The organism is Novosphingobium sp. FG90 (genome assembly GCF_057808725.1).
Genome location: NZ_JBMDIO010000006.1, coordinates 220,023 through 245,719, shown reverse-complemented (window position 1 = coordinate 245,719; position 25,697 = coordinate 220,023). Strand labels below are relative to the sequence as shown.

Below are 25,697 nucleotides of genomic sequence, written 5' to 3'. Positions count from 1 at the left end.
AAGGTCCTCTTAGCCGAAATAGGCCCCTGCAACGAGACTGAACTTGCCGCCGAATTCCGATGTGAAACGAAATTCCTGGCTCAGCTGCCATTCATCGTTCGTATTGAATGAAGGGGCGTTGACCGGGTTCGGGCCGCCGTCGGCATCTTCCGCCAGACGCGCCTTCAGCGAACGATAGCCGGTGATGGAACTGATTCGACCGATACCGGCATCGTAGCTGACATTGAGTATCCCGGTCCACATGGTGCGGCGGGTGAAACCATCGTCGTCCAGCATGACCTTATGCAAGTCACCGCCAGTGCGCTCGGCAACCTGGGCCGCCAGCGCGCCATCGCCAATGATCGTCGGGCCATCACCGTAGCCCCGGCGGTGCAGATAGGATCCACTGAGTACGACATCCCAGTTATCCCCCGGCTGCCAGCGTAGCGAACCGCGCACCGAGGCGACCTTGTTGTTAGCAAGGTAATTGCCCGTCACCAGGTTGTGCTGGTAGCCGCCGACTGACTTGACGCTGTAGGCGAGGCGACCCGCGAGCGTTTCAGCAATCGGAACATTCACAAATCCATCAGTTTCAAATCCGCCCTTTCCACCTTTATAGGTTAGCGCCGTCAAGGTGCCGCGGCCGTTCCAGCTGCCGATCTCGGGCGTATTGTTCGTGATCTGCAACGCCCCGCCGACAGCGTTGCGGCCGAAAGTGGTTCCTTGCGGACCACGCAGGACCGATACCTGCGAAACATCGAACAGGTTTGCGTCGAACGACGCAAGCGTGCCGTAGTAGATGTCGTCGATATAGACGCCGACCGGATTCTCGAGCCCGGGCGAATCATTGATTGTGCCCTGGCCGCGGATCTGGACGGTGATGACCGACGTTCCCTTTACCGGGACAAACGTCGGGCCAGGCGCGATCTTCACGATCTCCGCGAAATTGTCGATCTTGCGGGACTGGATTTGCTGTTCGCCCAGTGCGCTGACTGCAATCGGAACATCCTGCATGCGCTCGGCGCGGCGCGTTGCAGTAACGATGATATCGCCAATTTCGGTCTTTGTGGCTGCGGGCTTCGCTTCCTCGGTAGGAGGCGGGGTCTCCTGGCCGAGAGCGGGCACCGACCAGGCAAGGACGGCAGTCCCGGTCAGCGATACGGCTTTCTTCAGTGCAAAGAACTTCTTGCCCATCATTTCACTCTCCCAATGGGCCGCAGGCAGATTATCGTTGCATGGCCTGCGTGCCGTGCTTCTATTTTCGTCGTGAAGTCTTCATGCGGCGCCCGCTTCGAGTGCTGCGGCCCACCCGGCTTCCGCCAGAGGCCGGATTCGCGTGACGATGTCCTGCGCATTGGCGGCGGTCTGCACGCCGTCGCGCGCGCGGCCCGCGATGCCCTGCAGGATCGCCGCCACCCGGAACAAGTTGAACGCGGTGTAGAAGGGATGAGTCGGATCGCAGTCGAACCCGGTCCGTTCGCGATAGCTCGCGGCGTACTGAGACGCGGTCGGAATGCCCAGCGCCCCCAGATCCGCATCCTTCAGCGTGCCGCGCACGTCCACACCTTCCGGACGGAACCATTCCATCATGTGGTAGGTCAAATCCCCGAGCGGATCGCCCAGCGTGGACAGTTCCCAGTCGATCACCGCCGCGACCCTGGGCTCTGTCGGGTGGATGAGCAGGTTGTGGAATGAATAGTCGCCGTGAATGATCGCGGTGCGGTCGGTCGAAGCGGGCACCGCATCCGGCAGCCAATCGATCAGCCGATCCATCTCGGGGATGTCCTGCGTGCGCGAAGCCTCATACTGCCGAGACCACCGCGATATCTGCCGCAGGAAGTAATTGCCGCCGCGCCCGAAATCGCCGAGTCCGATGGCTTCGGGGTCTACCTGATGCAGCCGAGCCAGGGTCTCGTTGGCTGAATCGTAGATGGCCGCGCGGTCCTGCGGCGATACGCCGGGCATGCGCGGATCCCAGAAGCTGCGGCCCGGGACGTGGCGCATGACGTAGAACGCGGTGCCGATGACGTCGTCGTCCTCGCACAGCACCAGTGGTTCCGGCACGGGCAGGCCGGCTTCATACAGGGCGCGGGTGACGCGATACTCCCTGTCCACCGCATGCGCCGATTTGAGCAGCACGCCGGCAGGCTTGCGCCGCAGGACGTAGCGCGCGTCGGCGGTGGACAGCAGGAACGTCGGGTTCGACTGACCGCCTTCGAATTGCTGCACGCCGATTTCGCCGGACATCCCGGGAACGCGGCCGACAAGGTAGGCTGAAAGGCGCGCCTCGTCGAAGGCACTGTTACGGGGGACATCGACGGTCTGGCCGATCATGGCCGCAGGTTGCGCGCCGCTCACGATCCTGCCTCCGGGGCATCGTCGTACTTGGCTAGTTCGAGCCGTGCGAGCTGGCGTTCGTGGACTTCATCCGGCCCGTCGGTCAACCGCACGATGCGGGTGTTCGCCCAAAGCTCGGCCAGCCCGAAATCGTCGCTCACACCGCCGCCGCCATGCGCCTGGATCGCCTCATCGACGATTCGCTGCGCAAGACGGGGCGCCGCGATCTTTATCATGGCGATCTCGGCGCGAGCGGCCTTGTTGCCCACGGTATCCATCATGTGCGCGGCTTTAAGGCAGAGCAGCCGGGACATTTCGATGTCGCAGCGGGCACGGGCGATGCGCTCTTCCCAGACCGAATGCTCGGCGATGGTTTTGCCGAAAGTCCGGCGCGAGCGCAGGCGGCGGCACATTTTTTCCAGCGCCACTTCCATCGTCGCGATGTTGCGCATGGTATGATGGATGCGGCCGGGGCCGAGTCGCCCCTGGGCAATTTCGAAGCCGCAGCCTTCTCCGAGCAGCATGTTCTGCGCCGGAACGCGCACATCTTCCAGCAGCACCTCGAAATGGCCATGCGGCGCGTGGTCGTATCCGAATACCGGCAGATGGCGTACCAGCGTGACGCCGGGGGTATCGCGTGGCACCAGGATCATCGACTGCTGGCGATAGGCCGGCGCGTCGGGGTCGGTCTTGCCCATCACGATGAAGAAATCGCAGCGTGGATGCCCCGCACCCGAGGACCACCACTTGCGTCCGTTGTTGGCCATGGAAGGCACACCGATCGCTTTGATCGACGCGGTGCTGCGTGATTACGGCTTCGCGATGGGGCATTTCCAGATGATGGATCTGGTCGGGTTGGACGTGGTGGGCCGTGACAGCACGGAACGGACGGTCATGGGCGATCTCGTCGCGATGGGTCGGCTCGGCCAGAAGCGCAATGGCGGGTTTTATGACTACGACGATCAACGCATCGCACAGACTTCGCCGATCGCGGCGGACGTCATCGCAGGGGTGGCAGAAAGTCGCGGCGTAACCCGTTCACCGACTACGGATGCTGAAATCTTGCTCGAAACCCTGCTGTTCCCGGTCGTCAACGAGGGGGCCAGGATACTCGAAGAACAGGTGGCGCTGCGTTCGGCGGACATCGATGTCGCTGCGATGCTGGGCTATAACTGGCCGGTCCACACTGGCGGACCGATGTTCTGGGCCAATACCATAGGTCTGGAGCGTATTGTTGCGGGGCTCCGCAGGTTGGAGGCATGCCACGGCAGTGCTTTCCGTCCAGCGGCGCTGCTTGAACGACTGGCCGCGAAAGGAGCCAGGCTTTGAGCGCCATAGCCAACCGGGCATGGGTATTACGGAGCCGGCCGCAGGAGCATGTCGCGGTCGATGATTTCGAATATCGCGATGATATCGGGTTGCCTGCCGATATTGAAGATAACCAGATCCTCGTTCGCAACCGGCTGTTCTCCTGTGCCCCGACTATTCGTAACTGGTTAAACGAGCCGGGAAAGAGCTACCGCGGCTCGATCGCGATAGGCGATCCGATCCAAGGGCTGTCGGGGGCTGAAGTCTTGCAGTCGCGTCATCCCGAATATGCTGTCGGCGATCTGGTGACGGCTATATCTCCGTGGCAGGATTTCGCAGTCCTGAGCCCGCACCGCGCGCCCGTTCCGGTGACGCGCATGGAAGAGGGCATGGGCCTCCTTGATGCGATGACACTGTATTCTTCCAACAGTCTGACTGCCTTTGCAGGCTTGGTGGAAGTCGGCCGCGTCCGTGCCGGGGAAACCGTGATGATTTCCGGCGCCGCGGGATCGGTCGGCGCGATGGCGTGCCAGATTGCACGCAACCTCAATTGCCGCGTTATCGGAATCGCAGGCGGCGAAGAGAAATGTCGATGGCTGCGCGATCACTGCCAGGTGGAGGCGGTTGATTACAAGGCGGGGAACCTGAGGGAACAGATTTCTTCCCTCGGCGTAAACAAGGTGAATCTTTTCTTCGATAATGTGGGCGGCGAGGCGCTTGATGTGGCGGTGGATTTCATGGCCCCATTTGGTCGCATCGTCATCTCAGGGCAGGTTTCAAGCTATGATGGCACGGCTATCGCACGTGGACCCGACATGATGAAGCTGGTTTACGGACGGCTGCAGATTTCAGGCTTTCTCGTGGGCGACTATGCGGAGCGCTATAGTGCAATGTGGGAGCAATTGAGGACTTGGTCTCAAGCTGGAAAGCTCAGTGTCCGAGTTGATCGTCGGGAGGGATTTTGTCAATTGCCGGTGGCGTTAGTTGATCTTTTTCGCGGAAGTAATCAGGGTACGTTGCTTGTCGATGTCTCTTAGTTTTGATTGATACTCATGTTGGCCGTATTTTCGAGGGTCGACCTTCACGATTCTTCCGGATATGCGACTGATCGTCTGGGACATGTGGGTTGCGCTGATCGAAGCCTGGCTGATGGAATTCAACAGAGCACCGCTGTCCGCAGGCTATCGCGGGTCGGCTGACTTGGTGTTTGCACGAGCACGGCGTGATTTGGGTGGAGAGATAATCAGCTGATATTCATGCTGGGTTGGGTAAGGTTCTTCTCCTCGAGCGAAGGAACCGTGATGCTGATCCGCAATGCGCCCGAACTCAGGGACTTTGATGTCACCGATCAGGGTCTTTACCTGAAACGCCGTCAGTTCATCGCCGGTGCCGCCGGCCTTGGCCTGGCCGCCTGTGGCGGAGCGGGGCCGGCGCTCGCGGCACCGCTCAGGTACAGTCCCAATCGCATGGAGATCGATGAGAACAAGACGTCGCTGGCGGACGTCACCGGCTATAACAACTTCTACGAATTCGGAACCGGCAAGGAAGACCCCGCAGCTCATGCCAAGATGATGCGTTCGCGTCCGTGGACCGTCACTGTGGATGGGCTGTGCGACCGACCGGGCAGCGTCGACATCGACGAACTCATCCGGCGCTTTCCGCTGGAGGAGCGCATCTATCGGATGCGCTGCGTCGAGGCATGGTCGATGGTGATCCCTTGGGTCGGTTTCCCGCTGGAGAACTTGCTCAAGTCGGTTGGCCCGAGAAGCAGCGCGAAGTACGTTTCGTTTGAGACGCTGCGCGATCCGCGCCAGATGCCGGGGCAGCGCAGTTCAGTGATCCAATGGCCCTATCGCGAAGGGTTGCGGCTCGACGAGGCGATGAATCCGCTCACGCTGCTGGCTGTGGGTCTCTACGGTCAGACTCTGCCCAACCAGAACGGGGCGCCGATTCGGCTCGTGGTCCCGTGGAAATATGGATTCAAGGGCATCAAGTCGATCGTGCGCATCCGCTTGACTGACCGGCGACCGCAAACCAGCTGGCAGATGCTGGCGCCGAGTGAATACGGCTTTTACGGCAATGTGAACCCGGCGGTCGATCATCCACGCTGGTCGCAGGCCAAGGAGAGGCGCATCGGCGAATTCTTCCGCCGCAAGACGCTGCCCTTCAATGGCTATGGAGAGCAGGTGGCTCACCTCTATCGCGGTCTCGATCCGCAAAAGCTCTACTGATGACGCGAGTGCGCGCATTGCGGGTGGAATCGGTGCTGGTCTGGCTGGTATGCGCGGCCCCTCTGCTCCTGATCCTCTATTGGGGCTTCACCAGCCGGCTGACTGCGAACCCGGTCGAATTCGTGCTTCGCGACCTCGGCTTGTGGGGCTTGCGCTTCTTGTGCCTGACGCTGGCGGTGACGCTTCTGGCGAAGTATGCGAAGATGCCCCGATTGATGCGCTATCGACGGCGGGTCGGCCTGTGGTCCTTTAGTTACATCGCGCTGCATTTGATGGTCTATCTCGGTGCCGCTCATGAGTTCGACTGGAGGGAAATCGGCGCCGACATCGTCAAGAGGCCGTATATCACCATCGGAATGGCCGCTTTTGCATTGCTGATCCCCTTGGCCATCACCTCAGCCAATGCGGTGCGGCGCAGGATGAAGCCGCTTTCGTGGCGGCGGTTGCACCGACTTGTCTATCTCATCGCCGTGATGGGCGTGGTGCACTACTTCCTGCTGGTCAAAGCCGATACTCGCAGCCCGCTCCTGTACGGCGGGATCGTGGCTGTCCTGCTGGCTGCGCGGTTGCTGCGGCCATTGCGCGCCGGACTGCCACGATGACCGAGAGCAGGCCGGACGCGGGACTGTGCAAAGCGGGGGGCAGAGCAACTATCCCGGATCATTACCCGGCCTGTTTGCTTCGGGGGTGTCCGGCAGAACTGCAGCAGGGGGCAGGTCGATCTTGATTTCGACACGCCGGTTCCGGCTGCGTCCTTCAGGATCATCGGAGCCATCGAGTTTTCGGTTCGGCGCGATGGGACGGTCTTCGCCCAACGGTATCACGGTGATCCTGCCCGGCGCCGCACCCTTGGTCTTCAGGTAGTCACTTACGGTTTCGGCGCGGCGGCGGGAGGCCGCCAGATTCGCGGCATCGGACCCACCTGAATCGCTATGGCCCCATATGGTGATCGGACCTCCCGCTTGAAACGCCGGAGATGAAATCAGGCCATCGATCAACGCAAGACCGGCTTGGTCAGGCTTACCGCCCTTTTCGGGAAACGGCACGACGAGGATTACCGGCTCGGCCAGCGGCTTTTCGGCAGGGGTTTGCTCGATGTCGGCGCGAATGATGGATTTCCTTTCGGGTCGATCCTTAGGTTCGGCCCGTGTGTCATCCACGGTGGAATTTCGCGCCTCTTCGGCCTGTGAAGCGGCTTCCTGAGGGTCGTTCCGATCGCTCTGCCCACATGCGGCAATGCCGAGAACCAGCGAGGCCATTGTTGTATATCGCGCTGTTCGGATCATCATCGAAATCATTCTATCCCCTCCTTCTTCTGGGGCGGGCGGGCATTTTCCGGATCGGCATGACGCGAAGGCCCATAGGAAATCACCAAGTCGCCAGGCTGCGGGCTCGGGCGAGATGCATGAGTAAAGAACCGTATCCGGCCGTCCCTGCGCACGACGAACAACATGTCGGCCTCATCGGGAAGCGACAGGCGTGCATCCTCGAAATCGAATTGCTCGCTGATGCGGGTCTTGCGGAAGGTCCATCCGGCGGCCTCTCGTTCCATGATCTCCTCGACACCATGGCCAGCCGTGAACATGGCGCGGCCGCGCAGCGCTTCGGGCAGGCTGCGGTGATCCTCGTCGTCACCGCTGCCTCCGAGCTGGTAGACTGAATCCCGGCCGATGTCGGGTGCGAATTCGCTACACACCAGCGCGTTGTAAGCCTCATTCTCGGTCGTCGCGACGAGCACCTGGAATTGTGCAAGGTCAAGGCGTTCCTCGGTCGTTTCCGCAAGAATCTCCCCGTGATAGGTGGCGATCCCAGCCTGCCGCGGCGCAGAGAGGCGCTGCCAGCTGGCATCGGAAATCATCACCGGCAGGTCGAGAGACTGGATCTGGCGTGCCAGTGAAATGCTCCACGGTGTACTGCCGACGATCAGCAGTCCTTTCTGAGGTGCACCGGTGACCTTCAGCCAGCGCGCTACGTAGCGAATACTGAAGCCGTGGGCGATGATCGTGGCGACCACGACCGAGAAGGATAGCGTCACGAGAATGCTGCCGTCACCATATCCAAGCTGGTCCAGTCTCAAGGCAAACAGGCCGGAAACCGCAACGGCAACCACACCGCGAGGGGCGATCCAGGCGACGAGCAGGCGTTCGTTCCACGGAATCTTGCTGAAAGCCAAAGAGATCAGAACCGTGGCCGGACGCACCAGGAATAGCAGCGCCAGCAGGAAAGCCAGGAAGCGCCATTCGAAGAGGCGCAGCACTTCGAAATCCAGTGAGGCCGAGAGCAGGACGAAAACCCCGGAAATGAGCAGAACCGTCACGTTCTCCTTGAACGGGTGAATGTCGCGGAGGGAGTCGAGACGCATGTTGGCAACAGCGACACCCATGACCGTTACCGCAAGAAGTCCGGTTTCCTGCTGGATCAGGTTGGACAACACGAAGGTGCCGATGACCGCGACCAGCAGTACCGGTGCCTTGAGGTATTCCGGGACATGGCCTCTCGGGAACGCCCAGGCGATCGCACGCGCGGTGGCGTAGCCGATGAGGCCGGCTACTACCGCAGCGCCCAGTAGTGCGGTGACCACCGAGAAGAGCGTGCCGCCTTCATCGACGCGCCTGAGATATTCATATGTGATGACGGCGCAAAGTGCGCCGAACGGGTCGTTGACGATGGCTTCCCACTTCAGGATCGCACGAGGGCGCGGTGCGATGTTGCTCTGCCGCAGAAGGGGAATGACGACCGTCGGCCCCGTCACCACCAGGATTCCGGCGAAAAGGATGGCAACCGGCCAGACCAGGCCCGCCACGTAATAGCAGGCGATCGCACCCAGTACCCAGCCCAACGGGATGCCGATCACCATCAGGCGGGTGACGGCGCCCTCGGTCTTGCGCAGTTCGCGAAAGTTCAGGCTGAGCCCGCCTTCGAACAAAATCAATGCGACGGCAACGGAGATCATCGGTTCGAGAAGCTCTCCGAAAGTATGTTCGGGAATGATCAGTCCGGTCACCGGTCCGGCAAGCACGCCGGCTGCCAGCATGAGCGCGATCGCAGGCCATCCAGTCCGCCAGGCGATCCACTGGGCGCCAATTCCGAGAATGCCGATCAGCGCGAAGACAAGGGCTTGCTGTTCCATAGGCGAGGGCTAACCCCTGAAGCTGGCAAAGGTAACAGCATGACGCGAATTTTACCCCGATAGATGTCCGATGGCCCCGAAGGCTCACTATGTTTCCGTCACAGGTGGACATCGGGCCGTGAACCGCCCATGGGTTTCGCAGCCCCTCCCAGCCCGCATTCGAGATCGTGTTTCGTGAAGCCGCTGACCCGCCTGTTGCCTCGACGCTTTCGCGTGCTCCTGCGTCGGCATGGCCCGGAAGCTCTGATCTGGCGGCGGCGAGTGGCCATTCTGGGCGGCGCCGTTCTGGTCGGCTTGGTCGCGCTTGTGTTCGCCGACGTGGCGGACCGGGCGACGATGCTCTTCCGTTCGGCATATGATCGATTTTGGTGGTTGCCGCTCGTGGTCACGCCGCTTGGTTTTGCCGGCATCGTTTGGGTGACCAATCGCTTCGTCCCGTTGGCGAGGGGCTCGGGCATCCCACAGGTCATGGCGGCGACCAAAAATCCCGAAGCGGCTCTTTCGACTTTCGTGTCGGCGCGAGCAGCCGTTGCCAAATTCATCCTGACAGCGGCTGCCTTGCTATGCGGTGCCTCAGTCGGTCGAGAAGGGCCGACCGTACAGATCGCGGCCGCCATCATGGGACGAATGCACCGGCTGATGCGCATTCCCATCCGCTCGTCGGTATACATTGCGGGCGGTGCTGCCGGCGTTGCTGCGGCCTTCAACACGCCTCTTGCTGGGGTGGCATTCGCGATAGAGGAACTGGCTGCCGCGTATGAACAGCGCATGACCTTGCTGGTCATGGCCGCCGTGCTGATCGCGGGGATGGTCAGCCTCGGCCTTGCGGGCGACTACATCTACTTCGGAGCGATGCATCAGACGCTGGGCGTGATGCAGGCGATCGTTGCCGCCCCGATCGCCGGTCTTGCCGGTGGCATCGCTGGCGGACTGTTCTCACGGCTCATGCTGGGCGCCGGTTCGACATCCTTTGCGCCGATCGTCTGGTTGCGTGCACGGCCGGTGCTGTTCGCCCTTGGTTGTGGCACCGTGGTAGCGGTGCTTGGTGTATCCACCGGACTGACCTGGGGCACCGGCTATGAAACTGCCCACGGTATCATCGAAGGTGCTGCTGTGCCTGCATGGTTCGGGGTTGCAAAGTTTGCGACGACGCTCGCGACGGCCGTGTCAGGTTTGCCGGGCGGCATTTTCGCACCATCATTATCGATCGGTGCAGGAATCGGCGACCTCTTGCGCTCGATCTTTCCCACATATCCATCCGGGGCGATCGTGCTGCTTGGTATGGTGGCATACTTTACTGGAGTAGTCAGAGCGCCATTGACGGCAGTCATCATCATATCTGAAACGACGGCAAGCCGTGGGTTGATGATGCCCCTGGTAGCGTCGGCCCTGGTCGCAGACTTCGCGGCGCAGCTCGTCTCCAAGGAAAAGCTTTATCACGGGCTTTCGCAGCGCTTTCTGCGATCGGGAATTGCGGATCAGGGGCGCAATTAGCCTGCCAGACGACAGCAGCGAAGACGAGGATAACGGACAGGACTATGTCTGCCGGCTTGCCTGCCCGGCGGTGCCGGTACTCAGGGTTTCGGTTTGCGGCGTGGCGCAAATCGGCGGATTAGCGCAGGCATGAGGGCAAACTTCAGGCACGTTTTCGAGGAGAGCGCGAACCGCGCAACTGCGTAGGAGACTGTCTGAACCAGCGGCGGCAACTGCGCGAAAACACGGCCTGCTCGGCGAACCCGAGCTTCTCCGAGATTCCGCGAAAATCAATCTGGGTCTGCTTCAGATAGTAGAGCGTAAGGTCGCGACGTACATCGTCCTTGACCTCCTGGAAGCTGGTGCCTTCTTCCTTCAGCCGGCGGCGCAGGGTGCGGTGGTGAATGTTGAGCGCCCGTGCCACTTCGGCACTGGCGCAATCCCCCTGTGTGAGCCGACGCATGATGAGGCCGCGCACTTCGGCGTCGAACGGCAGGCGTCGCCTGGGAAAGTGCTTCTCGACATACGCGGCGAGGTCACGATAGATGTGTTCATCCTGGCGCAGGATCGGACTGGCGAGGTCGCGGTCAGAGAACGTGATCCCGTCGGCGGGTTGCCCGAAGAGCACTTCGCAGCCGAAATAGCGGCGATAGTCAGCGGGAGACGAGACGGGCTCGTGCCGGAAATGGATGCGGCGAGCCCGGGCATAGCCGCCGGTCATTTCCTGTGCCTCAATGTGTCCGATCAGCAGGATCTGCTCGATGGCTTGGACCTGTTCGCCACTCGTCTCGAGCAGAAGTTCATGCCCGGCGAAAATATTACCTTCGTCGAAGTCGGACTGCAGCCACACGCGCGCCGCGCGGCTGTGCGCCGCGATGTGATTGCTTGCAAAGCGCAGGGCGTCGCCGAAAGTGCGGGAATTGCGCATCGTGCGGCCAAGTGGCCCGAAGATCGCTCCTCCGCGTTGGCGCGTTGCCAGCCGCATTCCGAAATCGGGACAATCAAGATGCCGCGCGGCCAGCGAAAGCATGCGCATCGCATCGGGGTACGTGAGGTCCACCGCATCGTCGCGAAATGTGCTGGCACAAATGCCGGCAAGCGAGATCAGCTCGACCGCGTTGCCGCCTAGGGCATTCACCAGTTCGGGAAAGTGGCGCAGCAACGGGATGTTGAGCTTCAAAAACTCCGTGTCGGCGATCAATGACATCGAAAGAGCCTTTCGCATCGAGCGGGAAGCACGGAGATCGGGGCTGTGTGCGCGCCTTGCTGTCCCGGATGGCACGAAAGGTGGATCGTGTGGCCACATTGGTCAAGTCGTGAGGGGAATTTTGCGCCATGAGCGCACGATGATCGCTTAGGGCCATCGGGAGCAAAATGGGATGATCGCATCCGTCAACAAGGCTGTGGCCTATTCGCTCGCAATCGTGATTGCCGTTTCGGGAGCGCCGGTGCTGGCGTAGGAAACCGATGTGGGAGATGGCGCCAGCGGGATCATTGTCACAACCGCCGAGCCGAGCACCGATACGAGCGCATAGGCCATGGTCAGCTACGGCCGCTTCACTCGCTCAACGCGCAGGCTAACGCTAGCTACGACATCAGCGACCGGGTCGCCCTCGACATCGAGGGGCTATACTGCCGTGGCGATGGCTGCTTCACGGACATCGGCAACGGCGACGACAAGATCCGCCGACAAGAGAACTGATCGCTGGGCATGGGCCTTAAGGCTGAACTGACCGACGATGTCGCCGTCCTGCTGCGCCGGGTCCATGCGGAGACGGACGATCCCACCACGCAATTGGCCAACGCCTATGTCGACAAGAGCGGAGGCGCGGGCTTCTTCGACAGGAACGGCAATTCCGGTAAAAAGAGTATAAGCTGCTGAGCCTGCGCGCAGTAGACCGATCCGAGCGATATGCTGACGGTCGCCGCTTTTGGGGACAATGTCACCTACCGGCGGTATCGCACGCAGGTCCTTTTCAATACGCTTGGCACCGGGCCGGTCTGGAATTCGCCGATGACTTATGGTGTCGAGGTCGGGACAAAGTTCCGTTGAAGGCGGTTGGTGAGGCGGGAAGGCGGCGAGCCGGGGAAAGCAGCGTGACACACCTCCTGGATCGGGTCCCTTGCGCCTGTCATTCGGTGCCGCCCGTGATGATCCTGCCGCAAGTATTTTGAAGTCAGGCGCGCAGCAGATCAGCGTTCCTCAGAGCAGCATCGTGAATACCGCGTAGAGGCAGCCTGCCAGCAGGATCGAGCAAGGCAGCGTCAGCACCCACGCCATCATCAGATTGCGCACGGTGCTCATCTGCAAGCCAGACCTGTTGGCGGCCATCGTGCCCGCCACCCCGGAGGACAGCACATGTGTGGTCGATACCGGCAGGCCGAGGTGGTCGGCGGCGAAGATCGTGCCCATCGCCACCAGTTCCGCCGAGGCGCCCTGCGCGTAAGTGAGGTGCGACTTGCCGATTTTCTCGCCCACCGTCACGACGATCCGCTTCCACCCAACCATCGTGCCCAGGCCGAGTGCGAAGGCCACCGCCACCTTGACCCATGTAGGGATGAAGCGCGTTCCGGCATCGAGCGATTTCTTGAAGCCGTTAACCGCCTCGACCCGCGTGTCGTCGAGATCTGCGGCTTCGTCCTTGGTCAGGCGCTTGATGCCTTCCGAGGCGAGATACATGCCGTTGCGCACGTTCTCGGTCGCTGCTGCGGGTACTTTAGCGAGCGAACCATACTCGCCGACCTGACGATCGATGTCCTTGACCAGCACTGCAAGGGCGGGCGCGGTGTCGGGTCTATAGGCCTTGTCGGCGATATAGGCGGTGACGGCGCGGCGCGCGTCCGCAGGGCGCATGGTCGGTGCGTTGCCGTTGGTGAGCGCGGCATAGGCCTTGTCGGCACCGACGTGGAATTCCTGAGTATAGCTTTCCGGCACTGCGCGGTTCAGCGCATAGGCTGTGGGCACGGTGCCGATCAGGATGAGCATGATCAGGCCCATGCCCTTCTGACCGTCGTTCGAACCATGGGCGAAGCTCACGCCGGTGCAGGTAAATATAAGCAGGGCGCGGATCCACAGTGGCGGCGGCGTATCGCCTTTGGGCTCCTGATAGAGCGCCTCGGTGCGAACGAGCACCTTCATGGCGACGAACAGCAGCGCTGCGAGGCCGAACCCGACCAGCGGCGAAACCAGCAGGGCCTGGCCGATTTCGGTCGCCTTGCTCCAGTCCACGCCTGCGGTGCCGCTCTTGCCGTGCATCATCGCGTTGGCCACGCCGACGCCGATGATCGAGCCGATCAGCGTATGCGAACTGGACGACGGGATACCCAGCCACCACGTAGCGAGGTTCCACACGATAGCGGCGATCAGCAAGGCGAAGACCATCGCGAAGCCGGCGCTGGAGCCGACCTGCAGGATCAGTTCGACCGGCAGTAGCGAGACGATCCCGAAAGCCACCGCACCGGTGGACAGCAGAACGCCGAGGAAGTTGAAGAACCCGGACCACACCACCGCGACATTGGCCGGCATGGCATTGGTGTAGATCACTGTGGCGACGGCGTTCGCGGTGTCGTGGAACCCGTTGACGAATTCGAACCCGAGCGCGATGAGCAACGCCACGAAGAGCAGCAGAAAGGGCAGCAGCGCGATGGCGCCCATGCCGGAGGCGCTGGCGTCGGCATATACGCTATAGGCGACATAGGTGATCGCCGCGATAATCGCAGCGCCGAAGCCCAGCTGGCCGGCGATCCCCAGCCCTTTTTCCAAATCGGGCCGGACGAAGTCGCCAGCCGCGGCAGTTGCGTTCACGAAACAATCTCCCAGCAGGATAGCTATTTGGTTAAGTTCACTCCATGACACCGTTGTTGCAGTCGTCGGATATGAGTGCGCTATCTGCCGAAGGACCATGCCCGTCGCGAAAGTGTTATCGTTTGCAGCTGACCCTGAATCCCGTGGCCTTCGATCCGTCGTCGCCTGGGCACTCCGGGCCAATCGGCGGCCAGCAGTTCATTCGCGCAGTGAAGGCTTTGTTTATGCGCCTCCATGAAAGTTTGGAGTAAGTTCCGCTCGGGCAGCGCCCCTCGGCGTTGACGAGCCATACGGACCTGCGGCAAGGGGAAGCCGAAGGGGCTTTCATGCGCATTGTCATTATCGACGACAGCGGTTTGCGCGCGACCGTGCTCGAGGAAGGGCTGCGCGACGCCGGCTACGACGATATTCACATCGTCCCCCCCCGCGGCGCTTTCGTGGCGCGGCTGGAGCGCATGGCGCCCGACGTCGTGCTCATGGACCTCGGCAGCCCCAGCCGCGATACGCTGGAGGAAATGCTTACCGTCAGCCGGGCGCTGGCCCGGCCGATCGCGATGTTCGTCGATCAGTCGGACGAGGCGATGATCGGCGCCGCCATCGACGCGGGCGTCTCCGCCTATGTGGTCGACGGGCTGCGCAAGGAGCGGGTGAAGCCGGTGCTGGAACTGGCGGTGCGCCGTTTCAATGCCTTCTCACGCATGCAGACCGAGCTTGAGGAGGCGCGCACCGCGCTTGCCGACCGCAAGGTGATCGACCGCGCCAAGTCGATCCTGATGAACCAGCGCGCCTTGTCCGAACAGGACGCCTATGCGCTCCTGCGCTCCACCGCGATGAACCAGGGCAAGAAGATCGCCGAGGTCGCGCAGGCGCTGATTACCGCCAGCGACCTGCTGGGAGGGGTATAATGACGACCAATCTTCGCATAGCCTTCCTGCCGCTCAACGACGTCGCGGTGCTCGCCGCCGCCCGCGAACGCGGCTTTGCCGAGGAGGAGGGCCTTGCGCTCGACCTCGTGCGCACGACGAGTTGGGCGACCTTGCGCGACCGTCTGGTCTATGGACAAGTGCAGGCCGCGCACATGCTGGCGCCGCTGGCGGTGGCGGTGACGCTGGGCCTGAGCCAACAGCCCGCCGCATTGGCGGCGCCGTTCAAGCTGGGCGTCAACGGCAACATGCTGGTCATGGCGAAGGACTTCGCCGCCGCGCTCGCACCCGATCCCGCCGCGCGGCTGGCCGATCCGCTGGGCACCGCGCATGACTTCGCCGCCGCCATCGGGCTGTGGCGCCGCAAGCCGATCATCGGCGTCGTCCACCGCTTTTCCAGTCATGCGCTGATGCTGCGGTACTGGCTGGCCAGCGCGGGCATCGATCCCGACCGCGACGTGGTGCTGCGCGTGCTGCCGCCCTCGCTGACGGTCGAGGCGATCCATGCCGGCGAAATCGACGGCTTCATCGCGGGCGAGCCCTGGGGCAGCGCCGCGATCGAGTCCGGACGCGCGGAGGCGGTGGCGATCGGCCAGCGCATCTGGCAGCGCGGGGTGGAAAAAGTGCTGGCGTTCCGCGAGCCATGGCTCGAGGAGAACCCCGAGATCACCGACCGCCTGCTGCGCGCGCTCGCCCGTGCCGCCGTCTGGTGCGACGAGCCGGACAACCGCGAGATACTGGCCGACATTCTCGCGGATGCACGCTATGTCGGGCAGCCCTCCGACCTGATCCTGCGTACCCTAGGCGGCACGATCGTCCCCAGGGCTGGCGATGCGGCGGTGTCCTGCCCCGACTTCGTGCTGTTCTCCCGCGAGGCGACGCCGTTTCCGTGGCGCAGCCAGGCGCTGTGGATCTATTCGCAGCTGGTGCGCTGGAACATGGTGGAGCCTTCCGCCGAAACAGAGGCGCGAGCGGCGGCGGTGTTCCGGCCTGACGTCTACCGCCGCGCGCTTGCGGGCAGCGACCTGCCGATGCCGGGGGCGAGCATGAAGCTGGAAGGGGCGGTGGGTGCGCCGCTGGGCGTAGGTTCGCGCAAGGGCGACCTGCTGCTGGGGCCTGACCGGTTCTTCGACGGCCGCGTGTTCGATCCGGAGCGGATCGAGGACTATCTGGCGGGTTTTGCACCGCAGCATTGAAAATACCAGTGCGCTGAAAACGCGCATAATTTTACGTCTTGCCAGATTTGCGGAATCGCGTGACTATATAGGCGTCTCGCGATGAAGCGCGACCACACCGGATAGGCTGTCCCAAAGGCGGGACGCCATCCTCACCGAAATTCGCAGCAAAGCCGCTGACCGGGCTCACCGCAAGGGTGACGTCCGGCCTGCGGCTTTTTTCGTGTCCGCTTTCATGATTTATGGGGGACGTACCATGGCAACCGCATTCTTCCGACCTGACGAAGACAATGACGTGCTTGCGCCCGCGCAGAAGCCCGCCGTCGGCTTCTGGAAGGCCGGCCACACGCCGACGTTAATCGCAGCTTTCCTCTATTTCGACCTCGCCTTCATGGTCTGGGTGCTGCTGGGGCCGCTGGCACCGGAGATTTCCAAGACCCTTGGCCTGACGCCCGCGCAGAAGGGCCTGATGGTGGCGCTACCGACGCTGGCGGGCGCTCTCCTGCGCGTCGTCAACGGTTTGCTGGTCGATCGCATCGGGCCGAAACGCTCGGGCGCGATCAATCAGGTCATCGTCATCACCGGGCTGTTCTTCGCCTGGTCGATGGGCGTCACCAGCTTCGGCGGGACGCTGGCGCTGGGCGTGATTCTGGGCTTTGCGGGGGCGAGCTTCGCGATCGCGCTGCCGCTCGCCAGCCGCTGGTATCCGGCCGAGCATCAGGGCAAGGCGATGGGCCTTGCGGGCATGGGCAATTCGGGCACCGTCTTCGCCGCGCTTTTCGCGCCGACGCTGGCGAAGATGTTCGGCTGGAACGCGGTGCTGGGCCTTGCCTGCATCCCGCTGACCGTGGTTCTGGCGGTCTATCTCGTCATGGCCAAGGACGCACCGAACCAGCCTGCGCCGCGCAAGCTTGTGGACTATGCGGCGCTGCTCAAGCAGGCGGACGCATGGTGGCTGATGGCGTTCTACGCGGTGACTTTCGGTGGTTTCGTGGGGCTTGCCGCGTCGCTGCCGATCTACTTCACCGACCAGTTCGGCCTCAGCACTGTCGTCGCCGGATATTGCACGGCGGGCTGCGTCTTCGCCGGATCGCTGGTCCGCCCGATGGGCGGAGCGCTGGCCGACAGGATCGGCGGCGTGAAGGCGCTGATGATGGTCTACGCGGTTGCCGCCATCGCGCTTGTCGGCGTGTCGCAGGCGCCTAGCCTGATCGCCGCGCTCGGGCTGTTCGTGGTGGCAATGCTGGCGCTCGGCACTGGCAACGGTTCGGTGTTCCAGCTGGTTCCGCAGCGTTTTCAGGCCGAGATCGGCGTGATGACAGGCCTTGTCGGCATGGCGGGCGGCGTCGGCGGGTTCTACCTCGCCAGCTCGCTCGGCCTTGCCAAGCAGTTCACCGGCAGCTTCGCGCCGGGCTTCTTGATCTTTGCCGGCCTCGCGGTCGTGGCCCTCGCTTCGGTGGCGATGGTCAAGGCTCGCTGGCGCGCGACCTGGAAAACCGGCGCGCGCATCTGAGCCGGTAACCGGGCGGCGGCACCCCAGCGCCGCCGCCCCACTTCTTCACGTCCTGAGGGGGACGCTTTCAAAATGAAAAACATAAGAACAGCGGCGGCCGTGCTGGTCGTCGGCGGGGTCGCCTGCGCGGGATCGGCGCAGGCCCAGGACATCACCGTCAAGCCGGTCGCCGAGGCGCGGGTGCGCTACGAGCATGTCGATCAGGACGGCATCGTCGCCAAGGCCGATGCGCTGACCGTGCGGGTGCGCGGCGGCGCGCAGGCCACCAGCGGGGCGCTGAGCGCCACCGTGGTCGCGCAGGGCAACCTCGCCATGGTCGATGACTACTACAACGGCTTGAACAGTGCGGCCACGCGGCCGCTGGTAGCCGATCCGCAAAACATCGCGCTTTATATCGCGCAACTGCAGTACAAGGCGAAGGGCGTGACACTCACCGCTGGTCGGCAGAAGATCGCGCTGGACGACGAACGCTTCGTCGGCAACGTCGCCTTCCGCGACAATGCCCAGACCTTCGACGCGGTGCGGGCCGAACTCGCTCCCGCCAGGGGCCTGAAACTCGACGTATCCTACGTCTGGAGCGTGCGCACGATCTGGGGCATCGACGGTAACGGCGCGCGCCAGCAAGCGGTGAGCGGGGATAATGTACTCGCCAACCTCTCGTGGGAAACGCCGATCGGCACGCTGACCGGTTTCGCCTACCTCATCGATCAGAACGAGGCCGCAGTGCAGGCTTTGCGCCTCTCGAGCCAGACTTACGGCGCGCGGTTCGCAGGGGCTCATGTGTTCGGCAAGGCGGTGAAACTGGCTTATCAGGCGAGTTACGCGCGCCAGTCGGACTGGCACCGCAATCCCAATGACTACAGCGCCGAATACTGGCTGGCCGACGCGACGCTCGACGTGAAGGGTTGGAAGATCAATGCCGGCTACGAGGTGCTGGGCGCCGACAAGGGCGCGGCGCTGACCAGCTTCCAGACGCCGCTGGGCACCAACTTCAAATTCCAGGGCTGGGCGGACAAGTTCCTGACGACGCCCGCGAACGGCGTGCGCGATCTCTATGTCGGCGGCGGGTATGGCACGAAGCAGATCGGCGCATTGTCCGCCGTCTCCCTGCAGGCGACCTGGCACCGCTTCGACAGCAACCGGCTGGACCAGCACTACGGCAACGAAATCAATATCCTGGCCTCGGCAAAGCTGCGCAAGACGACGATCGCGCTGCGCTATGCCCACTATGACGCGAAGGCCTTCGCGACCGACACCGACAAGGTCTGGGTCCAGTTCGACTGGGCGATTTGACAGGTTCGTTACGGAATCGCTTGAGCCTTCGGGCGATTCCATTTATGTTGCAGTGCAAAGGGCAGCGTTGTCCTTCCTACATCGCCGAAATGTCCCACTGACGGGGCGCGTAGGCACCGAATGATGGCAAGGCCGCCATCCTGACTTCCGGTTTCGCACCGGGGGTCTGGATGGCGGCCTTTTCTCGTTTTCAACTCCCTTTCCCATGACATTGCCGGAGTTTCGAACATGGACTTTCAGGACGGGATCGAACCCAATTCCGACTATGACGACGCGCTGATCGTGCCCTCCGACGATGTGCGCGAGCATCTGGTCGTCGTCGGCAACGGCATGGCGGGCTGCCGCGCGGTCGAGGAACTGCTGGCGCGCGATGCGGACCGCTACCGCGTGACGATCTTCGGCGCAGAGCCGCATGTGAACTACAACCGCATCATGCTTTCGCCGGTACTGGCGGGTGAGAAGACCTTCGACCAGATCGTCATCAACACCCGCGAGTGGTACGACGAGAACGGCATCGACCTCATCACCGCCGACCCCGTCACCGCGATCGACCGCGCGGCGAAAACCGTGACCTCCCGCTCGGGCCGCACGGTGCATTACGACCGCCTGCTGATCGCGACCGGCTCCGATCCGTTCATCATTCCGGTGCCCGGCAAGGATTTGCCCGGCGTGATCTCGTTCCGCGACATGAACGATGTGGACACGATGCTGGCGGCTGCCGAGGCCGGAAAAGCGCAAGGTGGCGGCTCCGCCGTAGTCATCGGCGGCGGCCTGCTGGGCCTCGAAGCGGCGCATGGTCTGACCTTGCGCGGCATGAAGGTCACCGTCATCCACCTCATGTCCACGCTGATGGAGCGCCAGCTGGACGAGGCCGCGGGCTGGCTGCTCAAGTCCGCGCTGGAAGGTCGCGGCCAGACCATCCTGACGGGCGCCGACACCGCCGAAATCTACGGCGAGGGCAAGGTCGAGGGCGTGCGCCTCAAGGACGGGCGCGAGATTCCGGCCAGCCTCGTCGTCATGGCCGTGGGCATCCGTCCCGCCACCGCGCTGGCGCGCGAGGCGGGGCTGGACGTCGGGCGCGGCATCAAGGTCGACGACCACATGGTCACCAGCGACCCTTGCGTGCTCGCGGTCGGCGAATGCGTGGAGCATGACGGCAACGTCTACGGCCTCGTCGCGCCGCTGTGGGACATGTGCCGCAGCCTCGCCGACGGGCTGACCGACCGGCACACCGGCTATCGCGGCTCGGTCACCTCGACCAAGCTGAAGGTCGCCGGGCTCGACGTGTTCTCCGCCGGCGATTTCTCCGGCGGCGAGGGCTGCGAGGACATCGTGCTGCGCGATGCCGCGCGCGGCGTCTACAAGCGCGTCGTGGTGAAGGAAGACCGCATCGTCGGCGCGGTGCTCTACGGCGATACGGCGGACGGCGGCTGGTACTTCGACCTGCTGAAGAAGGGCGAGGACGTTTCCGAAGTCCGCGACCTGCTGATCTTCGGCCAGGCCTTCGCCTCGGGAGGAGGCGCGCTGGACCCTAAGGCGGCCGTTGCGGCGCTCTCGGACGATGCCGAGATCTGCGGCTGCAACGGCGTCTCCAAGGGCCAGGTCGTCGGTTGCATCGAGGCAGGTGCCTGCAGCCTCGATGCGGTGCGCGCTACCTGCAAGGCCTCGGCCAGCTGCGGGCAGTGCACCGGCCTTGTCGAGAGCCTGCTGGCGCTGACGCTGGGCGAAGAGGTCGAGGCAGGGCCGAAGACCTTGTGCAAGTGCACCAGCTTCACGCACGACGACGTGCGCCGCGAGATCGTGGCGCAGGACATGCGCTCGATCCCTGAAGTGATGCAGAAGCTGCACTGGGCGACGCCGGATGGCTGTTCGTCCTGCCGCCCGGCGCTCAACTACTACCTGCTCTGCGCGCTGCCCGGCGAATACGTGGACGACCAGCAGAGCCGCTTCGTCAACGAGCGTATGCACGCCAACATCCAGAAGGACGGCACCTATTCGGTGGTCCCGCGCATGTGGGGTGGCCTCACCAACCCGCGCGAGTTGCGCGCGATCGCCGACGTGGTCGAGAAGTACGATGCGCCGATGGTGAAGGTGACGGGCGGCCAGCGCCTCGACATCTTCGGGATCAAGAAGGAGGATTTGCCCGCCGTCTGGGCCGATCTCAACGCCGCCGGGATGGTCTCGGGCCATGCTTACGGCAAGTCGCTGCGCACGGTGAAGACCTGCGTGGGTTCGGAGTGGTGCCGCTTCGGCACGCAGGATTCGACCGGCCTCGGCGTCAGGACCGAGCGGATGACCTGGGGCAGCTGGATGCCGCACAAGTTCAAGATCGCCGTCTCCGGCTGTCCGCGCAACTGCGCCGAGGCGACGATCAAGGACTTCGGGATCGTCTGCGTGGATTCCGGCTACGAACTGAGCGTGGGCGGCAACGGGGGCATCAAGGTGCGCGCCACCGACTTCCTGTGCAAGGTCGCGACCGAGGAGGAAGCGCTCGAATATTGCGCCGCCTTCATCCAGGTCTACCGCGAGGAAGCGCGCTATCTGGAACGCACCGCGCCGTGGATCGAGCGCGTCGGCGTCGATTACGTGAAGTCCCGCGTGGTCGAGGACGAGGCGGGCCGCAAGGCGCTCGCCGCGCGGTTCCTCTATTCGCAGAGCTTCAGCCAGGATGATCCGTGGGCCGAACGCGCCTCGGGCGATCGCACCGACCTGCACCAGCACCTCCAACCCCAAGCCCTCGAAGCGGCGGAGTGACACCCATGACCGACTGGATCGATATCGGAACCCTGAGCGACATCCCCCAGCGCGGCGCGCGCACCGTGCGGTTCGACGGGGAGCCGGAGATCGCCGTGTTCCGCACCGGCGACGACAAGGTCTTCGCGCTCGTCAACGAATGCCCGCACAAGAAGGGGCCGCTCAGCCAGGGCATCGTCCATGGCCATTCGGTCGCCTGTCCGCTGCACAACTGGAACATCGCGCTGGCGAGCGGCGAGGCGCAAGGGGCGGACAGCGGCTGCACCCCGACCATTGCCGTGCGTGAGGAGAACGGTCGCATCCTGCTGGCGTGTCCCGAAGTGATGAGGGACGCGGCCTGATGCGCGAGGCGGTCCGCACGACCTGCGCCTATTGCGGCGTCGGCTGCGGCATCTCGGCCACCCCCACGGGTGCGCGCGAGGTGACGATCCGGGGGGACGAGGCACACCCGGCGAATGCGGGGCGCCTCTGCTCCAAGGGTACGCATCTGGGCGAGACGGTCGGGCTGACCGGCCGCCTGCTCCACCCGATGATCGGCGACAAGCGCGTACGCTGGGACAAGGCGCTGGACCTCGTGGCGAAGCGCTTTCGCGACACCATCGCGCGACATGGGCCGGACAGCGTGGCGTTCTATGTCTCGGGACAACTGCTGACCGAGGACTACTACGTCGCCAACAAGCTGATGAAGGGCTTCATCGGCTCGGCCAACATCGACACCAATTCGCGCCTGTGCATGTCGAGCGCGGTCGCCGGCCATACCCGCGCCTTCGGCGAGGATGTGGTGCCCGCCGGTTACGAGGATCTCGACAAGGCCGACCTTGTCGTGCTGGTCGGCTCGAACACGGCATGGTGCCACCCGATTGTCTACCAGCGCATTCAGGCCGCACGCGCCGGGCGAGGCACGAAGCTGGTCGTCATCGACCCGCGTCGTACCGAGACCTGCGAGGGCGCCGACCTCCATCTGCCACTGCGCCCCGGCAGCGACGTGGCGCTGATGAACGGGCTGCTGGCGTGGCTGGCCGAGCAAGGCATGGTCGACAAGGCGTTCATGGCTGCCCACGTCGATGTGCCCGAGGGTTTATGGGAGCACCTTGCGAGCGGCCATGATGTGTGGAGCACGGCGCAGACCTGCGACCTTGATCCCGCGCTGCTGCTGAAGTTCTACGAGCTGTTCGCCGCCAACCCGCGCACCGTCACGCTGTTCAGTCAGGGGATCAACCAGTCGATCCGTGGCACCGATCAGGTCAACGCGATCATCAACGTCCACCTCGCTACAGGGCGCATCGGCCAGCCGGGCGCGGCGCCGTTCTCGATCACCGGCCAGCCTAATGCGATGGGCGGACGCGAGGTCGGCGGGCTCGCTTCGACGCTGGCGGCGCACATGGATTTCGCGCCCGAGAACGTCGCGCGCGTCGGCCGCTTCTGGGCCGCACCGACGATGGCGACGAAGCCGGGCCTCAAGGCGGTGGACCTGTTCCGCGCCATCGGTGAGGGGCGCATCAAGGCGCTGTGGGTCATGGCGACCAACCCGGCCGTCTCGCTGCCCGATGCCGGAAACGTGCGCGCGGCGCTGGAGAAATGCCCCTTCGTCGTCGTCTCCGACGTCATCGCCAACACGGACACCACCGCTTATGCCGACGTGCGCCTCCCCGCAGCGGCATGGGGCGAGAAGGACGGCACCGTCACCAATTCGGAACGCACGATCAGCCGCCAGCGCCCGTTCATGGCATTGCCCGGAGAGGCGAAGCCCGACTGGTGGATCGTCAAGGAAGTCGCCCGCCGAATGGGCTGGGGCAGTGCCTTTGCTTATGACACGCCCGCCGACATCTGGCGCGAACATGCGCGCCTGACCGCATATCAGAATGATGGCGCCCGCGTTCTGAACCTCGCCGCCCACGCCGCGATCGGCAACCTCGCCTATGACGCGATGGAGCCGTTCCGCTGGGGCGGCACGCCGTTTGCCGATGGCCGCTTCCCGACGCCGGGCGGACGCGCGCGGATGGTCAAGGTCGGGCAGATGGACCTGCAGGCCCCGCTCGCCGACTGGCCGCTGACGCTGAACACCGGGCGCTACCGCGATCAGTGGCACACGATGACCCGCACCGGCCTTGCCCCCAAGCTGGCGCGCCACCGCGAGGAGCCGCTGGTCGAGGTCCATCCCGCCGACGCGGCTGCACTGGCGTTGAAGGACGGCGATCTGGCCCGCGTCTCGACCCCGCAGGGTAACAGCACCTTCCGCGTGATGCTCAGCGATGGCCAGCGTCCGGGCGAGATCTTCACGCCGATCCACTGGACCGACCAGATTTCCACCGGCGGCCGCACCGGCCTGCTCCCGCGCCCGCTGGTCGATCCGCACTCCGGCCAACCCGGCTTCAAGTCCACTCCCGCCGCGCTCGCCAAAGTCGAGACCCAGTGGAAGGGCTTCCTCATCCTGCGCGGCGACGAACCTGCCCGCGTGCCCTGCCTGTGGGCGACGCGCGTGGCGGTGCCCGGCGGCGCGCTCTACGAGATCGCGGGCAATGGCGATGCCGCCCGCATCGAGGCGTGCCTGCCGAAAGGCGAGCGCATTGAGGCCATCGACCACACCCGAGGCTCGCGTCGCGTAGCGATCGTGGTCGAGGGCAGGCTGGCGGGCGTGCTGTTCGTCACCCGCTCCGGCCTGCTGCCCTCGCGCGACTGGCTGATCGGCCAGCTTGCGGTCGAGGACGTCGGCGCCACCGTGCTCGCCGCGCGCGGCCCCGGCAGCCAACCGGACAAGGGGGCGACGGTATGTGTCTGCTTTGACATCGGCCTCAACCAGATCGTCGCCGCCATCCGCGAGCAGGCGCTAGTGGATGTTCCTGCCATCGGCAAGGCGCTCGGCGCCGGAACCAATTGCGGCTCGTGCCGCCCCGCGCTCGCCAAGATTCTCACCCAGACCAACGAGGAGGTACTCGATGCAGCCGAATGAACTGATCGCCCCCGGTGAAGTCTGGCTGGTCGGCGCCGGGCCGGGCGACCCGGACTTGCTGACGCGCAAGGCCGAGAAGCTGATCGTGGCCGCCGACATAGTGTTCTACGACGCGCTCGTCGGCCCCGGCGTGTTGGACCTGATACCGACCGGAACCGAAGCGGTCAGCGTCGGCAAGCGGTCGGGCCGCCACTCGAAGGACCAGCAGACCATCGACGAGATGCTCGTCGCCTCGGCGCTTGCCGGAAAGCGCGTCGTGCGCCTCAAGGGCGGCGATCCCGCCATGTTCGCGCGCGCGACCGAGGAGATGACTGCCTTGCGCAATGTCGGCGTCCCTGTGCGCATCTGCCCCGGCATCACGGCCGCCAGCGCGGTAGCAGCATCGGCGGGCCTGTCGCTTTCGTTGCGGGGGATCGCGCGCCGGGTGCAGTTCGTCACCGCGCATAGCCGCAACGGGCAGGCACTGGATCTGGATTGGCGTGCGTTGGCGGACCCCGCCTGCACACTGGCGGTCTACATGGGCCGTGAAGCTGCTCCGGAACTGAGCTCGGCGCTGATCGCCGCCGGTCTCCCGGGATCGACACCCACCCTGATTGCCTGCGACGCATCGCTGCCGCAGGAGCAGCAATTGCGTACCCGCCTCGATCTGCTGCCGCTGGTGGCCCAGGCGTTTGCCGAGAACCGTCCGACGCTGATCCTGATCGGTGAAGCCGTCAGGCAAGCCGATGGAAACGTGCCGGTCAGTTCGGCGGAAATGATGCACGTCGCCCCCTCTGTCGGGGGATAGATACAATCGCCGACGACGGTCATGACCCGGCGTACAGCC

Annotated in this window: 21 protein-coding genes and 1 pseudogene; 15 read left to right on the top strand and 7 right to left on the bottom strand. The window is 64.0% G+C overall.

Features of this window, described 5'->3' with window-relative positions; all coding sequences use genetic code 11:
- Positions 1–9: 9 nt before the first annotated feature.
- The 3 genes and pseudogenes from ACODRZ_RS08260 to ACODRZ_RS08250 form a co-directional block, all read right to left on the bottom strand.
- Complete coding sequence (locus ACODRZ_RS08260; RefSeq protein ID WP_488969382.1) at positions 10–1,176, bottom strand: TonB-dependent receptor; 1,167 nt, start codon at positions 1,174–1,176, stop codon at positions 10–12.
- A gap of 78 nt (positions 1,177–1,254) precedes the next feature.
- Positions 1,255–2,337, bottom strand: a complete 1,083-nt coding sequence (locus ACODRZ_RS08255; RefSeq protein WP_488969381.1) for a phosphotransferase family protein — start codon at positions 2,335–2,337, stop codon at positions 1,255–1,257.
- A pseudogene (locus ACODRZ_RS08250) lies at positions 2,334–3,074 on the bottom strand (acyl-CoA dehydrogenase family protein); the annotation flags it as partial. The pseudogene ACODRZ_RS08250 and the gene ACODRZ_RS08255, both read right to left, overlap by 4 nt.
- Between ACODRZ_RS08250 and ACODRZ_RS08245 the strand changes: the two are divergent.
- From ACODRZ_RS08245 to msrQ, 5 genes are all read left to right on the top strand, one after another.
- Positions 3,019–3,645 (top strand): 3-hydroxyacyl-CoA dehydrogenase family protein, encoded by a 627-nt coding sequence (locus ACODRZ_RS08245; protein ID WP_488969380.1) that lies wholly within the window; start codon positions 3,019–3,021, stop codon positions 3,643–3,645. The pseudogene ACODRZ_RS08250 and the gene ACODRZ_RS08245 sit on opposite strands and share 56 nt — an antisense overlap.
- Positions 3,642–4,661 (top strand): zinc-binding dehydrogenase, encoded by a 1,020-nt coding sequence (locus ACODRZ_RS08240; protein WP_488969379.1) that lies wholly within the window; start codon positions 3,642–3,644, stop codon positions 4,659–4,661. Before ACODRZ_RS08245 ends, ACODRZ_RS08240 begins: the two co-directional genes overlap by 4 nt.
- Before the next feature lie 61 nt (positions 4,662–4,722).
- A complete protein-coding gene (locus ACODRZ_RS08235) occupies positions 4,723–4,875 on the top strand; it encodes a hypothetical protein (RefSeq protein WP_488969378.1) in 153 nt (50 codons plus the stop codon).
- Positions 4,876–4,925: 50 nt separating this feature from the next.
- Positions 4,926–5,855: a protein-methionine-sulfoxide reductase catalytic subunit MsrP gene (msrP, locus tag ACODRZ_RS08230; protein WP_488969377.1), complete on the top strand. Its 930-nt coding sequence runs from the start codon at positions 4,926–4,928 to the stop codon at positions 5,853–5,855.
- A complete protein-coding gene (gene msrQ / locus ACODRZ_RS08225) occupies positions 5,855–6,457 on the top strand; it encodes a protein-methionine-sulfoxide reductase heme-binding subunit MsrQ (protein ID WP_488969376.1) in 603 nt (200 codons plus the stop codon). Before msrP ends, msrQ begins: the two co-directional genes overlap by 1 nt.
- A 48-nt stretch (positions 6,458–6,505) precedes the next feature.
- On the opposite strand, the gene ACODRZ_RS08220 is transcribed toward msrQ, so the two are convergent.
- Entirely contained in the window at positions 6,506–7,153 is a 648-nt protein-coding gene (locus ACODRZ_RS08220) for an OmpA family protein (protein WP_488969375.1), read from the bottom strand.
- Entirely contained in the window at positions 7,150–8,985 is a 1,836-nt protein-coding gene (locus ACODRZ_RS08215; RefSeq protein WP_488969374.1) for a cation:proton antiporter, read from the bottom strand. Before ACODRZ_RS08215 ends, ACODRZ_RS08220 begins: the two co-directional genes overlap by 4 nt.
- 129 nt (positions 8,986–9,114) lie before the next feature.
- Between ACODRZ_RS08215 and ACODRZ_RS08210 the strand changes: the two genes are divergently transcribed.
- Positions 9,115–10,479 (top strand): chloride channel protein, encoded by a 1,365-nt coding sequence (locus tag ACODRZ_RS08210; RefSeq protein WP_488969373.1) that lies wholly within the window; start codon positions 9,115–9,117, stop codon positions 10,477–10,479.
- A 142-nt stretch (positions 10,480–10,621) separates the two neighbouring features.
- Here the strand turns inward: ACODRZ_RS08210 and ACODRZ_RS08205 are convergent, their stop codons facing one another.
- Positions 10,622–11,665: an AraC family transcriptional regulator gene (locus tag ACODRZ_RS08205; RefSeq protein WP_488969372.1), complete on the bottom strand. Its 1,044-nt coding sequence runs from the start codon at positions 11,663–11,665 to the stop codon at positions 10,622–10,624.
- 504 nt (positions 11,666–12,169) lie between these two features.
- Here ACODRZ_RS08205 and ACODRZ_RS08200 point away from each other — a divergent pair.
- The gene (locus ACODRZ_RS08200; protein ID WP_488969371.1) at positions 12,170–12,340 is read left to right on the top strand and encodes a hypothetical protein; all 171 of its coding nucleotides are present in this window, start codon (positions 12,170–12,172) and stop codon (positions 12,338–12,340) included.
- A gap of 321 nt (positions 12,341–12,661) precedes the next feature.
- On the opposite strand, the gene ACODRZ_RS08195 is transcribed toward ACODRZ_RS08200, so the two are convergent.
- Positions 12,662–14,263 carry an inorganic phosphate transporter gene (locus ACODRZ_RS08195; protein ID WP_488969370.1) on the bottom strand — a complete coding sequence of 534 codons (1,602 nt, stop codon included), beginning with the start codon at positions 14,261–14,263 and terminating at the stop codon, positions 12,662–12,664.
- Positions 14,264–14,589: 326 nt separating this feature from the next.
- On the opposite strand from ACODRZ_RS08195, the gene ACODRZ_RS08190 reads away from it, so the two are divergent.
- From ACODRZ_RS08190 to cobA, 8 genes are all read left to right on the top strand, one after another.
- On the top strand, positions 14,590–15,168 hold the full coding sequence (locus ACODRZ_RS08190) for an ANTAR domain-containing response regulator (RefSeq protein ID WP_008828468.1): 579 nt from the start codon (positions 14,590–14,592) through the stop codon (positions 15,166–15,168).
- The gene (locus ACODRZ_RS08185; RefSeq protein WP_488969369.1) at positions 15,168–16,382 is read left to right on the top strand and encodes an ABC transporter substrate-binding protein; all 1,215 of its coding nucleotides are present in this window, start codon (positions 15,168–15,170) and stop codon (positions 16,380–16,382) included. The genes ACODRZ_RS08190 and ACODRZ_RS08185 overlap by 1 nt, the downstream gene beginning before the upstream one ends.
- A gap of 235 nt (positions 16,383–16,617) precedes the next feature.
- A complete protein-coding gene (locus ACODRZ_RS08180) occupies positions 16,618–17,874 on the top strand; it encodes a nitrate/nitrite transporter (RefSeq protein ID WP_488969368.1) in 1,257 nt (418 codons plus the stop codon).
- Positions 17,875–17,946: 72 nt separating this feature from the next.
- Positions 17,947–19,167 (top strand): hypothetical protein, encoded by a 1,221-nt coding sequence (locus ACODRZ_RS08175; RefSeq protein WP_488969367.1) that lies wholly within the window; start codon positions 17,947–17,949, stop codon positions 19,165–19,167.
- Between the two features lie 228 nt (positions 19,168–19,395).
- Entirely contained in the window at positions 19,396–21,921 is a 2,526-nt protein-coding gene (gene nirB, locus ACODRZ_RS08170) for a nitrite reductase large subunit NirB (protein ID WP_488969366.1), read from the top strand.
- Positions 21,922–21,926: 5 nt separating this feature from the next.
- Positions 21,927–22,262 (top strand): nitrite reductase small subunit NirD, encoded by a 336-nt coding sequence (nirD, locus tag ACODRZ_RS08165; protein WP_488969365.1) that lies wholly within the window; start codon positions 21,927–21,929, stop codon positions 22,260–22,262.
- On the top strand, positions 22,262–24,871 hold the full coding sequence (locus ACODRZ_RS08160; protein ID WP_488969364.1) for a molybdopterin-dependent oxidoreductase: 2,610 nt from the start codon (positions 22,262–22,264) through the stop codon (positions 24,869–24,871). Before nirD ends, ACODRZ_RS08160 begins: the two co-directional genes overlap by 1 nt.
- Positions 24,858–25,658, top strand: a complete 801-nt coding sequence (cobA, locus tag ACODRZ_RS08155; RefSeq protein WP_488969363.1) for a uroporphyrinogen-III C-methyltransferase — start codon at positions 24,858–24,860, stop codon at positions 25,656–25,658. The genes ACODRZ_RS08160 and cobA overlap by 14 nt, the downstream gene beginning before the upstream one ends.
- Positions 25,659–25,697 lie beyond the last annotated feature (39 nt).

Excerpts from the sequence above, each read along its gene's own strand:
- ACODRZ_RS08260 (WP_488969382.1), bottom strand. The coding sequence starts at position 1,176 with ATGATGGGCAAGAAGTTCTTTGCACTGAAGAAAGCCGTATCGCTGACC.
- ACODRZ_RS08245 (WP_488969380.1), top strand. The coding sequence starts at position 3,019 with ATGAAGAAATCGCAGCGTGGATGCCCCGCACCCGAGGACCACCACTTG.
- ACODRZ_RS08235 (WP_488969378.1), top strand. The coding sequence starts at position 4,723 with ATGCGACTGATCGTCTGGGACATGTGGGTTGCGCTGATCGAAGCCTGG.
- msrP (WP_488969377.1), top strand. The coding sequence starts at position 4,926 with ATGCTGATCCGCAATGCGCCCGAACTCAGGGACTTTGATGTCACCGAT.
- msrQ (WP_488969376.1), top strand. The coding sequence starts at position 5,855 with ATGACGCGAGTGCGCGCATTGCGGGTGGAATCGGTGCTGGTCTGGCTG.
- ACODRZ_RS08220 (WP_488969375.1), bottom strand. The coding sequence starts at position 7,153 with ATGATTTCGATGATGATCCGAACAGCGCGATATACAACAATGGCCTCG.
- ACODRZ_RS08215 (WP_488969374.1), bottom strand. The coding sequence starts at position 8,985 with ATGGAACAGCAAGCCCTTGTCTTCGCGCTGATCGGCATTCTCGGAATT.
- ACODRZ_RS08210 (WP_488969373.1), top strand. The coding sequence starts at position 9,115 with ATGGGTTTCGCAGCCCCTCCCAGCCCGCATTCGAGATCGTGTTTCGTG.
- ACODRZ_RS08205 (WP_488969372.1), bottom strand. The coding sequence starts at position 11,665 with ATGTCATTGATCGCCGACACGGAGTTTTTGAAGCTCAACATCCCGTTG.
- ACODRZ_RS08200 (WP_488969371.1), top strand. The coding sequence starts at position 12,170 with ATGGGCCTTAAGGCTGAACTGACCGACGATGTCGCCGTCCTGCTGCGC.
- ACODRZ_RS08190 (WP_008828468.1), top strand. The coding sequence starts at position 14,590 with ATGCGCATTGTCATTATCGACGACAGCGGTTTGCGCGCGACCGTGCTC.
- ACODRZ_RS08185 (WP_488969369.1), top strand. The coding sequence starts at position 15,168 with ATGACGACCAATCTTCGCATAGCCTTCCTGCCGCTCAACGACGTCGCG.
- ACODRZ_RS08180 (WP_488969368.1), top strand. The coding sequence starts at position 16,618 with ATGGCAACCGCATTCTTCCGACCTGACGAAGACAATGACGTGCTTGCG.
- ACODRZ_RS08175 (WP_488969367.1), top strand. The coding sequence starts at position 17,947 with ATGAAAAACATAAGAACAGCGGCGGCCGTGCTGGTCGTCGGCGGGGTC.
- nirB (WP_488969366.1), top strand. The coding sequence starts at position 19,396 with ATGGACTTTCAGGACGGGATCGAACCCAATTCCGACTATGACGACGCG.
- nirD (WP_488969365.1), top strand. The coding sequence starts at position 21,927 with ATGACCGACTGGATCGATATCGGAACCCTGAGCGACATCCCCCAGCGC.
- ACODRZ_RS08160 (WP_488969364.1), top strand. The coding sequence starts at position 22,262 with ATGCGCGAGGCGGTCCGCACGACCTGCGCCTATTGCGGCGTCGGCTGC.
- cobA (WP_488969363.1), top strand. The coding sequence starts at position 24,858 with ATGCAGCCGAATGAACTGATCGCCCCCGGTGAAGTCTGGCTGGTCGGC.